Origin of the sequence: Streptomyces laurentii (assembly GCF_040635425.1) — a bacterium.
Classification (GTDB): domain Bacteria; phylum Actinomycetota; class Actinomycetes; order Streptomycetales; family Streptomycetaceae; genus Streptomyces; species Streptomyces laurentii.
This window is the reverse complement of the sequence record NZ_JBEYHT010000029.1, coordinates 12,404-25,981: the sequence shown is the minus strand read 5'-3', so window position 1 is coordinate 25,981 and position 13,578 is coordinate 12,404. Positions and strand designations below refer to the sequence as shown.

Annotated in this window: 12 protein-coding genes; 9 read left to right on the top strand and 3 right to left on the bottom strand. The window is 74.0% G+C overall.

Annotated features, from left to right (window positions below; genetic code table 11):
• Positions 1–19: 19 nt before the first annotated feature.
• The 3 genes from ABZ693_RS19295 to ABZ693_RS19285 all read right to left on the bottom strand — a co-directional run bounded on the left by ABZ693_RS19295 (position 20) and on the right by ABZ693_RS19285 (position 2,012).
• Positions 20–958, bottom strand: coding sequence for an aminoglycoside phosphotransferase family protein (locus ABZ693_RS19295; protein WP_359878476.1), 939 nt, complete (start codon positions 956–958; stop codon positions 20–22).
• Positions 959–1,026: 68 nt separating this feature from the next.
• The gene (locus tag ABZ693_RS19290; protein ID WP_359878473.1) at positions 1,027–1,443 is read right to left on the bottom strand and encodes a ferritin-like domain-containing protein; all 417 of its coding nucleotides are present in this window, start codon (positions 1,441–1,443) and stop codon (positions 1,027–1,029) included.
• Positions 1,440–2,012 (bottom strand): hypothetical protein, encoded by a 573-nt coding sequence (locus ABZ693_RS19285; protein WP_359878471.1) that lies wholly within the window; start codon positions 2,010–2,012, stop codon positions 1,440–1,442. Before ABZ693_RS19285 ends, ABZ693_RS19290 begins: the two co-directional genes overlap by 4 nt.
• A gap of 233 nt (positions 2,013–2,245) precedes the next feature.
• Here ABZ693_RS19285 and rimP point away from each other — a divergent pair, with 233 nt between their 5' ends.
• From rimP to ABZ693_RS19240, 9 genes are all read left to right on the top strand, one after another.
• On the top strand, positions 2,246–2,743 hold the full coding sequence (gene rimP / locus ABZ693_RS19280) for a ribosome maturation factor RimP (protein WP_359878469.1): 498 nt from the start codon (positions 2,246–2,248) through the stop codon (positions 2,741–2,743).
• Positions 2,744–2,745: 2 nt separating this feature from the next.
• Positions 2,746–3,741: a transcription termination factor NusA gene (gene nusA / locus ABZ693_RS19275; protein ID WP_359878466.1), complete on the top strand. Its 996-nt coding sequence runs from the start codon at positions 2,746–2,748 to the stop codon at positions 3,739–3,741.
• Positions 3,742–3,849: 108 nt separating this feature from the next.
• Positions 3,850–4,131 carry a YlxR family protein gene (locus ABZ693_RS19270; RefSeq protein WP_359878464.1) on the top strand — a complete coding sequence of 94 codons (282 nt, stop codon included), beginning with the start codon at positions 3,850–3,852 and terminating at the stop codon, positions 4,129–4,131.
• A gap of 145 nt (positions 4,132–4,276) precedes the next feature.
• Positions 4,277–7,348: a translation initiation factor IF-2 gene (gene infB / locus ABZ693_RS19265; protein ID WP_359878462.1), complete on the top strand. Its 3,072-nt coding sequence runs from the start codon at positions 4,277–4,279 to the stop codon at positions 7,346–7,348.
• Positions 7,349–7,490: 142 nt separating this feature from the next.
• On the top strand, positions 7,491–7,784 hold the full coding sequence (locus ABZ693_RS19260; protein ID WP_359878459.1) for a DUF503 domain-containing protein: 294 nt from the start codon (positions 7,491–7,493) through the stop codon (positions 7,782–7,784).
• Between the two features lie 29 nt (positions 7,785–7,813).
• Complete coding sequence (gene rbfA, locus ABZ693_RS19255) at positions 7,814–8,254, top strand: 30S ribosome-binding factor RbfA (protein WP_359878457.1); 441 nt, start codon at positions 7,814–7,816, stop codon at positions 8,252–8,254.
• Positions 8,251–9,180 carry a tRNA pseudouridine(55) synthase TruB gene (gene truB, locus ABZ693_RS19250; protein ID WP_359878455.1) on the top strand — a complete coding sequence of 310 codons (930 nt, stop codon included), beginning with the start codon at positions 8,251–8,253 and terminating at the stop codon, positions 9,178–9,180. Before rbfA ends, truB begins: the two co-directional genes overlap by 4 nt.
• Positions 9,181–9,366: 186 nt before the next feature.
• The gene (locus ABZ693_RS19245; RefSeq protein ID WP_359878452.1) at positions 9,367–12,540 is read left to right on the top strand and encodes a trypsin-like peptidase domain-containing protein; all 3,174 of its coding nucleotides are present in this window, start codon (positions 9,367–9,369) and stop codon (positions 12,538–12,540) included.
• A 52-nt stretch (positions 12,541–12,592) separates the two neighbouring features.
• Positions 12,593–13,549 carry a bifunctional riboflavin kinase/FAD synthetase gene (locus tag ABZ693_RS19240; protein WP_359878449.1) on the top strand — a complete coding sequence of 319 codons (957 nt, stop codon included), beginning with the start codon at positions 12,593–12,595 and terminating at the stop codon, positions 13,547–13,549.
• Positions 13,550–13,578 lie beyond the last annotated feature (29 nt).

Sequence of the window (13,578 nt, the reverse complement as noted above, 5' to 3'; positions counted from 1 at the left end):
TCCCCTCAGGGCCCGAGCGTCACAGCCAGCCCGCGAACTCCAGCAGCAGTTCCGCGTCGGCGCGCAGTCCCGCGGTCAGGGCGCGGGTCGCCGACTCCACGGCGCGGAACAGGGTCCAGCCGCGCAGCCGCTCCCGGTCCACCTCCAGCGAGTCGGCCAGCTTGTTCACCCGGCGGCGGGCCGTCGAGGCCCCGGCCGACGCGGCCACCAGGTCCTCCACCCGGTCGCGGACCAGCCGGGCGAGGTCGTAGGCGCGCTCGCCGACCAGCGGCTCGGGGCCGACCGCGAGCCACGGGGAGCGGTCGCCGGCCAGGACCTTGCCCTGACGGAAGGCGCCGTGCAGCAGAAACGTCTCATCGGAGCCCGGACCGGAGCCCGCGTCCGCGCCCGCAGTCGTGCCGGTGCCCGTGCCCGTACCCGCGAGCAGCTCGGCGCGGGCCGTGAGGGCCGCCGTCACCAGCGTGCCCGCGTCCGCGTCGGCCTGGTAGGACGCCATGAGGCCCGCCTGCCGCTCCGTCCGCGCGGCGACCGTCTCGAACCCGTGCCCGGCGGGCGGCGCCACCCACAGCTTGCGGATCGTGTCGGCGGCTTCGAGCAGCGCCTTCGCCTCCGGCAGCGAGCGCAGCGACACCTCGGGGTGCAGCCGCTCCAGGAGCAGCCCGCCCTCCCCGGCCTCGCCGAGCAGCTTGACGGTGCCCCAGCCGTTCCAGTGCGCGAGCGCGTCCCGCTCCAGGTCGGGCCGGGCGGCCGGGGGCGCCAGCTTCAGGGCGGCGCCGGGCACGAGGACGACCAGGCTGGAGCGCCCGCCGGGGGCCACGACCCGCTCGGCGGTCAGCCCGGCCTGCTCCAGCGCGCCGGGGAGCAGCTCCGGGAGCCGGTCGAGCCACTCGGCCGCGGCGGTCCGGCCGTACGTCCTGCCGAGGGCGCGCACCAGTCGCTGCGGCGGTTCGAAACCCATGGGTGCGTGCTTCCTTCGGTGTCCGGGCGAGGTCCGGGGCGGTGTCGCGGTCGAGGTCGGGGACGGGGTCAGGCCCGCTCGGCGAGCCCAGGAAAGGTTACGACGCCGCCGCGCCAGCGGGCGGCGCGGACCGCCGCCTCGCGCAGGGCCGCCGCCGCGTCCCGGCGCAGCGGGCCTTTCGCGGAGCGGACGAGGTCGGCGTAGACGCCCGCGACCCGGTCCTCCAGGACGGCGGCGAGCCGGACGGCGGAGGCCGGGTCCGGCACCGCGAACGGCAGCTCGTAGCCGGGGGCCGCGGCGACCGGGTCGCCGCCCAGGTCCCGGACGGTGCGGCGGAGCGCGTCGCGGCGCGCGCGGTGCGCGGTGTGGGCGGCGGTGGCCTCGGCCCGCCGGTCCTCGCCGAGCCGGCCGCCGACGACCCCGTACCCGTACAGGGCGGCGTGCTCGGCGGCGAGTGCGGCCTGGGCAGCGGCGAGCGCGGTCATCCGCGGCCCCCTTCGGTCTCGGTTCCGGTCCCCGCCTCGGTGAGCAGGAAGGTCTGGGCGGCGCCGGCGGCGGCGACGGAGGCCAGCAGCCGGGCGTACTCGGGCGGCGCGGTGTCGAGTGCGGCCGTGTGGGTGTCGGCGGTCGCCCGGACGGCGGCGGCCAGTTCCCGCAGCGCCGCGTCCGGATCGGCCGGTACGCGCGCGGGGGCGGTGGCCGACGCCGAAGCGGACGGGGAGGCGGACGCGGAGGGGGAGGCCGGCGGCGCCGGAGCGCTGCCGCCTTCGCCGAGCGCCGTCACGTGCGCCGCGACCGCCGCGCGCAGCGGCCTGAGCCGGCCGGCGAGCGCGGGGTGCGCGGCGAGCACCGCGTCGTACCGGGCGAGGAGGGTGCGGCCGGTGGCCGCCGAGCGGGTGCGCAGCGCCGCTTCCGCGCGCGCGGCCCGTTCCGCCGCGCTCGGCTGTCCCGTTCCCCGCTCCCCGCCGGAGGCGCAGCCCGCCAGGGCCGCCGCCGCGCCGGCCGTGCCCGCCGCACCCGCGGCCAGGAGCACGCGCCTGTTCACCGTCGTCACGCCCACTCCCTCACCGGCCGCCGCCGTGGCGGGCCGTCGATCGCCTGTGGATTGCCTGTGGATGGTCTCGACCGTCGGTTTGTCGGATGGTCCGTTGTTCACCGTGGATCGCCGCAGGCGAGCGTACCCGCGGCCGGCGGCCCGGTGGACGGCAACACCCTCCGGAACCGGATACCCTTTGATCTGACACGCGACGAACCCACAACAGCACACGCGGCCGAGGAGTCACCCGGATGAGCACCACCCAGAACGAACGGCTGCGCGGTCTTCTGGAGCCGCTCGTGCACGCGAAGGATCTGGACCTCGAGGAGATCGAGGTGTCCCGGGCCGGCCGCCGCGGACTGCTGAGGGTCATCGTCGACTCGGACGAGGGCGTGGAACTGGACGCCTGCGCCGAGCTGAGCCGCGTCATCTCCGAGAAGCTCGACGAGACCGACGTGATGGGCGAGGGCGAGTACGTCCTCGAAGTCAGCTCCCCGGGCGCGGACCGCCCCCTCGCCGAGCACCGCCACTACGTGCGCGCCACCGGCCGTCTGGTGAAGCTGCGGCTGAAGGAGGGCGGCGACCTCGTCACCCGCATCCTGGCCGTGGACGACGACGGCCTGGACACCGAGGTGCCGGGAGTCAAGGGCCGCAAGGCGACCGCCCGCCGGGTGGAGTTCGCCGACATCGACAAGGCGCGTGTCGAGATCGAGTTCAACCGCAAGGACAAGAAGGAAGAGGAGGCGTAGCCGTGGACATCGACGTGAAGCTCCTGAAGGGCTTGGCACAGGAGAAGGACATCTCCTTCGAGATGCTGGTCGAGGCGATCGAGTCGGCCCTCCTCATCGCCTACCACCGCACCCCCGACGCCCGCCGCCACGCGCGCGTGGAGCTGGACCGGCGCACCGGTCACGTGACGGTGTGGGCGAAGGAAGACCCCGCCGACCTGGAGGAGGGGCAGCAGCCCAAGGACTTCGACGACACCCCGTCGGACTTCGGCCGGATCGCCGCCAGCACCGCCCGCCAGGTCATCCAGCAGCGTCTGCGCGACGCCGAGAACGACGTCACCTTCGGCGAGTACGCGCGCCGCGAGGGCGACATCGTCGCGGGCCAGGTGCAGCAGGGCAAGGACCCGAAGAACGTCCTGGTCAAGCTGGACGACAAGCTGGAGGCCATCCTGCCGGTGCAGGAGCAGGTGCCGGGCGAGGACTACACGCACGGTCTGCGGCTTCGTACGTACGTCGTACGGGTGGCCAAGGGTGTGCGCGGTCCGTCCGTCACCCTCTCCCGTACGCACCCCAATCTGGTGAAGAAGCTCTTCGCCCTCGAGGTGCCGGAGATCGCCGACGGCTCGGTGGAGATCGCGGCGATCGCCCGCGAGGCCGGCCACCGCACCAAGATCGCGGTCCGTTCGACTCGTTCCGGCCTGAACGCCAAGGGTGCCTGCATCGGTCCCATGGGCGGCCGGGTGCGCAATGTGATGGCGGAGCTGCTCGGCGAGAAGATCGACATCGTCGACTGGTCGGACGACCCGGCCGAGATGGTGGCGAACGCGCTCTCCCCGGCCCGGGTGTCGAAGGTCGAGGTCGTCGACATGGCCGCCCGGTCGGCCCGGGTGACGGTGCCCGACTACCAGCTGTCGCTGGCGATCGGCAAGGAGGGCCAGAACGCCCGCCTGGCCGCCCGTCTCACCGGCTGGCGGATCGACATCCGGCCGGACACCGAGCCGTCCGGCGACGAGAGCTGAGAAGGGGCCGAGGGGTCTCCGCCACCGTGCGGAGACCGTTTTTTGGCCAACGACTGTTCGATTTTTGCCCCGAACGGGTGAGGTCGGAACGGGGAGGTAGACTTAATCGTGTCTGGCCGGACGCATGCCTGCGCGTGCCCTGAGCGAACCTGTGTGGGATGCCGGGAGCGAGCGGCCAAGAGCGACCTGCTGCGGATCGTGATGAATAAGGACGAGTGCGTCCCCGATCATCGCGGTACGCTGCCCGGCCGGGGTGCCTACGTGCACCCCGCCTTGCACTGTCTCGACCTGGCGGTCCGCCGCCGGGCGTTCTCCAGGGCCTTCAAGGTCCAGGGAGCGCTCGACACGGCGGCATTGCGCCTCCATGTCGAGCGGACGGCACCGCAGTGAAGAAGAACGGCACGGAATCCCGTGCGGTCAGGTACCTCGCGAGTCGGAAGTAGGTCGAGATTGCGATGAGCACTCGATGAGTACGCGATGAGTACGCCCATGAAGTAGCGACGGTCCGGCGGTAACCGGACCTAAAAGGAGCGATGTGGCTAAGGTCCGGGTATACGAACTCGCCAAGGAGTTCGGTGTGGAGAGCAAGGTCGTCATGGCCAAGCTCCAAGAACTCGGTGAATTCGTCCGTTCGGCGTCCTCGACGATCGAGGCGCCGGTCGTGCGCAAGCTGACTGATGCTTTGCAGGGACCCGGCGGCGCCGGTAAGTCCGCTGCGAAGCCTGGTGCGCCCCGCAAGGCGGCGCCCGCCCCCAAGCCTGGGGCTCCCGCGCCGTCTCCGGCGCAGGCTGCCCGTCCGGCTGCCCCCAAGCCTGGGGCTCCCGCGCCGTCTCCGGCGCAGGCCGCCCGTCCGGCTGCCCCCAAGCCCGCCGCCGAGAAGCCCTCGGCCGCGGCGCCTGGTCCCCGTCCGACCCCGGGTCCGAAGCCCGCGGCTCCCGCGCCCAAGCCGGCGCCCGCCGCCCCGGCTCCGACCACCCCGGAGTTCACCGCGCCTCCGTCGGCTCCGGCCGCCGGTCCGCGTCCCGGTGCGACCCCCGGCCCGCGTCCGGCCCGTCCGGCTCAGCAGGGCGGTCGTCCGGGTCAGGGTGGCCAGCAGGGTGCCCGTCCCGGCCAGCAGGGTCCCCGTCCGGGCGGTCGTCCGGCCGGCCCGCGTCCGGGCAACAACCCCTTCACCTCCGGTGGTTCCACCGGCATGGCGCGCCCGCAGGCGCCCCGTCCGCAGGGTGGCGCTCCGCGTCCCGGCGGCGCTCCCGGCGGTGCCCCGCGCCCGCAGGGTCCGGGCGGTGCCCCGGGTACCCCGCGTCCGCAGGGTCAGGGCGGCGCCCGTCCGACCCCCGGTTCCATGCCGCGCCCGCAGGCGCCGCGTCCCGGCGGTGGCCCCGGCGGTAACCGTCCGAACCCGGGCATGATGCCGCAGCGTCCCGCTGCCGGCCCGCGTCCCGGCGGCGGCCCCGGTGGTCGTCCCGGCGGTCCCGGTGGTCGTCCCGGTGGTGGCGGCGGCGGTCGTCCCGGCTTCGCCGGTCGTCCGGCCGGTCCCGGTGGCGGTGGCGGCGGCTTCGCCGGCCGTCCCGGTGGTCCGGGTGGCGGCGGCGGTCGTCCCGGTGGTCCCGGTGGTGGCGGCGGCTTCGGCGGTCGTCCCGGCTTCGGTGGCCGTCCCGGTGGCCCGGGTGGCCGTGGTGGCACGCAGGGCGCCTTCGGTCGTCCCGGCGGTCCCGCGCGTCGTGGTCGCAAGTCGAAGCGTCAGAGGCGCCAGGAGTACGAGGCCATGCAGGCCCCGTCCGTGGGCGGCGTGATGCTGCCTCGCGGCAACGGCGACACCATTCGCCTGTCGCGCGGTGCGTCCCTCACCGACTTCGCGGAGAAGATCGGCGCCAACCCGGCGTCGCTCGTCGCGGTCATGATGAACCTCGGCGAGATGGTCACGGCCACGCAGTCCGTCTCCGACGAGACGCTGCAGCTCCTCGGCGACGAGATGAACTACACGGTTCAGATCGTCTCCCCCGAGGAGGAGGACCGTGAGCTGCTCGAGTCCTTCGACATCGAGTTCGGCGAGGACGAGGGCGGCGAAGAGGCCCTGGTCTCCCGTCCGCCGGTCGTGACCGTCATGGGTCACGTCGACCACGGTAAGACCCGCCTGCTCGACGCGATCCGCAAGACCAACGTGGTCGCGGGCGAGGCCGGTGGCATCACCCAGCACATCGGTGCCTACCAGGTGGGCACCGAGGTCAACGGTGAAGAGCGTCGCATCACCTTCATCGACACCCCGGGTCACGAGGCGTTCACCGCCATGCGTGCCCGTGGTGCGAAGTCGACCGACATCGCGATCCTCGTGGTCGCGGCCAACGACGGTGTGATGCCGCAGACGATCGAGGCGCTCAACCACGCCCAGGCGGCCGGTGTGCCGATCGTGGTCGCGGTCAACAAGATCGACGTCGAGGGCGCGGACCCGGTCAAGGTCCGTGGCCAGCTGACCGAGTTCGGTCTGGTGGCCGAGGAGTACGGCGGCGACACCATGTTCGTCGACATCTCCGCCAAGCAGGGTCTGCACATCGACTCCCTGCTGGAGGCCGTGATCCTCACCGCCGACGCCTCGCTCGACCTGCGGGCCAACCCCGACCAGGACGCGCAGGGTATTGCGATCGAGTCCCACCTCGACCGCGGCCGCGGTGCCGTCTCGACGGTCCTGGTCCAGCGCGGAACGCTGCGCATCGGCGACACGATGGTCGTCGGCGACGCGTACGGCCGTGTCCGGGCCATGCTCGACGACAAGGGCAACAACGTCGAGGAGGCGACCCCGTCGACTCCCGTCCTCGTCCTGGGTCTCACCAACGTCCCGGGTGCCGGCGACAACTTCCTGGTCGTCGACGAGGACCGTACGGCCCGTCAGATCGCCGAGAAGCGCGCGGCGCGCGAGCGCAACGCGGCCTTCGCCAAGCGGGTGCGCCGGGTGTCCATCGAGGACCTCGACAAGGTGCTCAAGGCCGGCGAGATCCAGCAGCTCAACCTCATCATCAAGGGCGACGCGTCCGGTGCGGTCGAGGCTCTCGAGTCCTCGCTGCTCCAGCTCGACGTCGGCGAAGAGGTCGACATCCGGGTCCTCCACCGCGGCGTCGGTGAGGTCACGGAGTCGGACATCAACCTGGCGATGGGCTCCGACGCGATCGTCATCGGCTACAACGTCCGCGCGGCCGGCCGCGCGGCGCAGATGGCCGAGCGCGAGGGTGTCGAGGTCCGTTACTACTCGGTCATCTACCAGGCGATCGAGGAGATCGAGGCGGCCCTGAAGGGCCTGCTGAAGCCGGAGTACGAAGAGGTCGAGCTGGGTACGGCGGAGATCCGCGAGGTCTTCCGTTCGTCCAAGCTGGGCAACATCGCCGGTGTCCTGGTCCGCTCGGGCGAGGTCAAGCGCAACAGCAAGGCGCGCCTCATCCGCGACGGCAAGGTCGTCTCGGAGAACCTCACCATCTCGGGTCTGCGTCGCTTCAAGGACGACGTCACCGAGATCCGCGAGGGCTTCGAGGGCGGTATCAACCTCGGCAACTACAACGACATCAAGATCGACGATGTCATCGCCACTTACGAGATGCGCGAGAAGCCGCGGGTGTAACCACGCACGGCGTGTCCGGGGCCGGTCGGCGGGAGTATTTCCGTCGATCGGCCCCGGCCGTTGCGTGTACCGTTCTGATGTTCCCGCCGGGCGACGGCACGGCGGGCCGTCGAACCCGAACCGGCGGGACATCCGGCACCACATGTACGTGGGGACACTGTCCTTCGATCTGCTCCTCGGCGACGTTCATTCGTTGAAGGAGAAACGCTCCGTCGTCCGGCCCATCGTGGCCGAGCTCCAGCGCAAGTTCTCCGTGAGCGCGGCCGAGGTGAGCGGCCAGGACCTCCATCGAAGGGCCCAGGTCGGGGTCGCGCTGGTGGCCGGGGACGCGGGGTTCGTGTCGGACGTGCTGGACCGCTGCGAGCGGCTGGTCGCGGCCCGGCCCGAGGTGGAGCTGCTCTCGGTGCGACGCAGGCTCCACACTGATGAAGACTGAATGAGCAAGGCAAAGAAGGAGAAGGACCAGTGGCCGACAACGCGCGGGCGAAGAAACTGGCGGACCTCATCCGGGAGGTGGTCGCCGAGAAGCTGCAGCGCGGCATCAAGGACCCGCGCCTGGGCACGCACGTGACCATCACGGACACCCGCGTCACCGGCGACCTGCGGGAGGCCACGGTCTTCTACACGGTCTACGGCGACGAGGAGGAGCGCGCGAGCGCCGCCGCCGGCCTGGAGAGCGCCAAGGGCATCCTGCGCTCGTCCGTCGGCAAGGCCGCGGGCACCAAGTTCACCCCGACGCTGACCTTCGTGGCCGACGCCCTTCCGGAGACCGCGAAGAACATCGAGGACCTCCTCGACCAGGCGCGGGCCTCGGACGCCAAGGTGCGCGAGTCGTCCTCGGGCGCCGCGTTCGCCGGCGAGGCCGACCCCTACAAGAAGCCGGGCGAGGACGAAGCCGCCGAATGAGCACGCGAAAAAACACGCCTGATGAGGGCAGCTCCCGGCCGGAGGCTGGGGGAGGGCTTGTCATCGTCGACAAGCCGTCGGGCTTCACTTCGCATGACGTCGTGGCCAAGATGCGCGGGATCGCCAAGACCCGCCGGGTCGGCCACGCGGGCACGCTCGACCCCATGGCCACGGGCGTCCTCGTCCTCGGCGTGGAGCGGGCGACCAAGCTGCTCGGTCACCTCGCGCTGACCGAGAAGGAGTACCTGGGCACCATCCGCCTCGGTCAGACCACCATCACCGACGACGCCGAGGGCGAGATCACGGCGTCGGTCGACGCGTCGAAGGTCACCCGCGAGCAGATCGACGCCGGTGTGGCCGAGCTGACCGGTGCGATCATGCAGGTGCCGTCGAAGGTCTCCGCGATCAAGATCGACGGCAAGCGGTCCTACGCGCGCGTACGCGGCGGCGAGGAGTTCGAGATCCCGGCCCGGCCGGTCACGGTCTCCTCGTTCCAGGTGTACGACGTGCGGGAAGCGGTCGCCGAGGACGGGACCCCGGTCGTGGACCTGGTGGTCTCCGTCGTCTGCTCCTCCGGTACGTACATCCGGGCGCTCGCCCGGGACCTCGGCGCCGGGCTCGGCGTGGGCGGTCATCTGACCGCACTGCGCCGCACCCGCGTCGGTCCGTACAAGCTGGACCGCGCCCGCACCCTGGACCAGCTCCAGGAGGAGCTGACGGTCATGCCGGTCGCCGACGCGGCCGCGGCGGCGTTCCCGCGCTGGGACGTCGACGAGAAGCGGGCCCGGCTGCTGCTGAACGGCGTACGCCTGGAGATGCCGGAGTATCCCGAGGGCCCGGTCGCGGTCTACGGGCCGGACGGGCGGCTGCTCGCGCTGGTCGAGGCGCAGCGGGGCAAGGCCAAGAGCCTGGCCGTCTTCGGCTGAGCGCCCGGGTACCCGGGCACCTGAAGCCGGTCCGATGGGGCGAGCACACCTGTGCTCGCCCCATCGGCGTTTTTCCGGGGAGTTCACCCCATCGTGCAGGCGCTCGGGGTGAAAGCGGAGGTGAGAGGGGGCGCTTTCGGCTTTCCCGCTTTATCCGGAGATCATCACCGACCTACCGTCGGACGCATGGGGAGCAGGACTCGCACCGCACTGGTCAGGATCGAGGATCCGGCCGGACAGCCGCTCGGCACGGGATTCCTCGCCGACCACCACGGCACGCTGCTCACCGGCCACGAGGTGGTCGCCGGACACGACACCCTGCACCTGCGCACCTTCGCCGGGCAGACGTGGCGGGCGGGCCTCACCGACATCACCGTGTTCCCCGGCTGCGGGCTCGCGCTCGTCCGCACCAAGGGCCTGACCTGCCCGCCGCTGCCGCTCGCCCGGCGTACGGAGATCGAGCCCGGCACGTACGTACGGATCGCCGCGTACGGCTGGCGCGAGGCGCGGGTGCTCGGCCCCGGCGACGGGACCGGGGCCGCCGGGCCCGGCCAGGCCCTCGCCATCGGCACCGAGGGCGCCGAGGCCCTCCTGGAGAGCGGCCCGACCGCCGGCGGGCCCGTCCTCGACCCCGTCACCGGAGCCGTCCTCGGCATCCTCGGCGCCGTGCGGGACGGCGGCCGGCCCGCCGAGCCGCGCGCCCTGCCGATCCCGCCGCTCGGCCCGCTCGCCGTCCTGCTGCGCCGCAACGCCGCCACCGTCCCCTGCTACGGCCGCCACCTCAACCCGGCGGGCGTGCTGGAACTCGCCGCCACCACCACCGGCCGCTCCGGCGACTCCGGCACCTGGGGCGAGCGGGTCCGCGACCCCGGCGACCGGCCGGTCGTCCTGGTCGTCGGCGCCCCCGGCACCGGCCGCAGCACCGCCCTCGCCGCCCTCGCAGCCCGCCGCGCCCATGGACCGGCGCCCGCGCCCACCGTCCGGCTGCGCGGCGCCGACCTGCTGGCCGAGGACGGCTCGGTGGCCGACGCCGTCCGCCGCGTCCTCACCCGGGCCGGCCGGATCGTCGCCGCCTCCGGTGCCCTGGGCGACCCGGCGGCCGTCACCCCGGAGCAGGCCGCCGCGCACGGGCCGCTGCTGATCCTCCTCGACTCGCCCGAGGAGATGCCGCCGCTGCTCGCGCCCCGCCTCACGCGCTGGGCGGCCGTCACCGAGGAGTGGCTGACCGCGCACGGCGCCCGCATGATCGTCGCCTGCCGGCCCGAGCACGCCGAGCTGACCGTCCCGCTGTACGCGTGCGCGCCCGCCCTTGTCGAGCTGGGCGACCTGACCGAACCGGAGGCGACCGAGGCCCGGCGGCGGCACGGTGTCCCCGACGACGCCATCGCCGAGGCGGACGCCCGGCACCCGCTCGCGCTGCGGCTCCTCGGCGAGCTGCGCACCGCCGCCCGCGGAGACCTGCCGGGCCGGCCGGGCCGCGAGGAGATCTTCGCCGCCCACCTGGACCTGATGTGCCTGCGCGTCGCCGTCCGGATCGCCGCCACCCGGCGCCCCGTCCCGCGCGGCACGGCCGTCCGCCGGCTCGCCGCCCAGGTCGCCGGCAGTGTTCACGAGGCCGCCCGCCGCTGCCTCGGCCCGGGCCAGGGCGCACTGGACCGCGCCTCCTTCGAGGAGCTGTTCCCCTGGCGTACGGGATGGGCCTCGGCGGCCCTCACCGAGGCCCTGCTCGTCCCGGCCGGCGCCGGCTACCGCTTCGCCCACGAGGAGGTCGCCGACTGGCTCCAGGGCGCCCATCTCGACGTGGACCGCGCCCTCGACACCCTGGTCCACCAGCCGGCCGCGCTGCCGGTGCCCCGGCATCGCATCGGCCCGGTCCTCCAGGCGCTGCGCCGGCTCCACCGCGACCACGGCGCGGACGGGCTCGGGCCCCGGCTGCGCTGGCTCGCGGACACGCTCGCGGACTGCGCCGATCTCGCCGACGTCGCGGATCTCGCGGGCGTCGCGGGCCTCGCCGCGGGGGAGCGGACGCCCGGGGCGGGGCGCGCGGAAGGCGTCTGGTGGGCGTCGCGGCTGCTCGCCGGGGTGCTGACCCCGCTCACCGACGCACGGCCCCGGCTGCCGGTGCTGCGCCGCCTCGCGGACCACATCGGGCGGCGGCCGGAGGCCCGGGAGACCTTCGCCGGGTACGCGGTGTTCGGCCCGGAGTTCTGGGCGGGCCTCGCCGTGCCGGAGGGCGAGCGGCTGGATTTGCTGCGGCGCCTCGTGGTCACGGACCCGCCGCCGGGCGGGGCACCCGGCGGCCCGGCCCGGTTCCTCGACCTCGTGGCCGAGCGGCTGAGCGCCGACCCGCGCGGGGTGCAGCCGCTTTTGTGCCGCTGGTTCTCCGACGACCGGGACCTCGCCGGGATGCCCGGTGCCACCGTCGGCGACGCCGCGCAGGCCCTGCTGCACACCCATCGGGGCCTGGCCGCCGACGACCTGTGCGAGGCCCTCGTCGTCACCGCCCACCCGCTCGCCGAGGATCTGCTCGCCGCGCTCGCCGAGGACGAGCCCGCCGCCCTGTGCCGGGCCGTCGAGCGGTGGGCGCACGACGACGGCCGCCCGTCCCGGCGCGCGGCCGCCGTCACGTACGGCCGGCTGGTCGCCCCGTACGCGACCGGCGAGGCCGAGCGCGCCACCCTGCGCTACGCGGCGCTCGCCCTGCTCGCCCGGCCCGGCGACCGCGCGCTGCACGGCCCCGCGCTCGGGCTGCTCGTCCAGGACCCCGGCTGCCAGGACCGCTATCTGCCCCGGGCGCTCGCCGACCCCGGCGTGCCCGCGGACGCCCTCGCGGCGGCGCTCGCCACCCACCCCGAACCCGGTCCCGTCCTCGACGCGCTGCGCGCCCGGCTCGACGGCCCCGAGCCCGCCGCCGTCCTGCGCGCCCTCGCCGCCGTCGACACCCCGCGGATCGCCCGGCAGGCCGCGGCCCTCGTCGCCGGGTACGCGGAACGGCACCCCGAGGGCGCGGAGCTGGTCGCCGACTTCGTCGACCGGCGGCTCGAAGCGGGGCCCGAGACGCGCTGCGTCCTGTACCCGCTGGTCGTCGGCCTGCTGGCGCTGCCCGCTCCGCGCGCGGCGCTCGGCCCGGTCCTGGAGGCCCCCGGCACGGGTGCCTCCCGCTTCTTGCGCCGGGAGCTGCGGGCCGTACGGGACGCCGGTCCGGAGCCCCGCGGGGAGGTGGCCCCGGAGGCTCGCGGGGGTGCGGACGGGCCGGTCGACCCGGATGTACGGGCCGTTGCGCCCTCGCCCCGGCGGGCGCCGAGACGTACGGAACACCATGCCGATGCCGACGCGGCCGCATGCTCATGGCAGTCTTAGACCTGCGCCGACAGGCGCGCACACGGGTAGAGGCGGACGAGGAGCGGTCACAGTGCAGCGCTGGCGTGGCTTGGAGGACATCCCCGAGGACTGGGGGCGCAGCGTCGTCACCATCGGTTCCTACGACGGGGTGCACCGAGGGCACCAGCTGATCATCGGCCGGGCCGTCGAGAGCGCCCGCGAGCTGGGCGTCCCCTCCGTCGTCGTCACCTTCGACCCGCACCCCTCCGAGGTCGTCCGCCCCGGCAGCCACCCGCCGCTGCTCGCCCCGCACCACCGGCGCGCCGAGCTGATGGCCGAACTGGGCGTGGACGCGGTGCTCGTCCTGCCCTTCACCGCCGAGTTCTCGCAGCTGTCCCCGGCGGACTTCATCGTGAAGGTCCTCGTCGACAAGCTGCACGCGCGCCGGGTCATCGAGGGCCCCAACTTCCGCTTCGGCCACAAGGCCGCCGGAAACGTGGGCTACCTCGCCGAGCTGGGCGCCACCTACGACTACGACGTCGAGGTCATCGACCTGCGGGTGAGCGGCGAGGCGGGCGGCGGCGAGCCGTTCTCCTCCACGCTGACCCGGCGCCTGGTCGCGGCCGGCGACATGGCGGGCGCCGCCGAGATCCTGGGCCGCCCGCACCGCGTCGAGGGCATCGTCGTGCGCGGCGCGCAGCGCGGCCGCGAGCTGGGCTTCCCGACGGCCAACGTCGAGACGCTGCCGCACACCGCGATCCCGGCCGACGGCGTCTACGCGGGCTGGCTGACGGCGGCCGGGGAGCGGATGCCCGCGGCGATCTCGGTGGGCACCAACCCGCAGTTCGACGCCACCGAGCGGACGGTGGAGGCGTACGCGATCGACCGCGAGGGCCTGGACCTGTACGGCCTCCACGTGACCGTCGACTTTCTGGCGTACGTGCGCGGGATGCTGAAGTTCGACACCCTCGACGACCTGCTCGCGGCGATGGCCGACGACGTCAAGCAGTGCCGCGAGCTGACGGAGACGTACGACCGCGCGCACTGAGCGCACGAGGTGCCGCCGGCCGAGGGGCA

Bases quoted from the DNA above. Each gene is read 5' to 3' on its own strand.
- ABZ693_RS19295 (WP_359878476.1), bottom strand. From the start codon at position 958: ATGGGTTTCGAACCGCCGCAGCGACTGGTGCGCGCCCTCGGCAGGACG.
- ABZ693_RS19290 (WP_359878473.1), bottom strand. From the start codon at position 1,443: ATGACCGCGCTCGCCGCTGCCCAGGCCGCACTCGCCGCCGAGCACGCC.
- rimP (WP_359878469.1), top strand. From the start codon at position 2,246: ATGAGCACCACCCAGAACGAACGGCTGCGCGGTCTTCTGGAGCCGCTC.
- ABZ693_RS19260 (WP_359878459.1), top strand. From the start codon at position 7,491: ATGTACGTGGGGACACTGTCCTTCGATCTGCTCCTCGGCGACGTTCAT.
- truB (WP_359878455.1), top strand. From the start codon at position 8,251: ATGAGCACGCGAAAAAACACGCCTGATGAGGGCAGCTCCCGGCCGGAG.
- ABZ693_RS19245 (WP_359878452.1), top strand. From the start codon at position 9,367: ATGGGGAGCAGGACTCGCACCGCACTGGTCAGGATCGAGGATCCGGCC.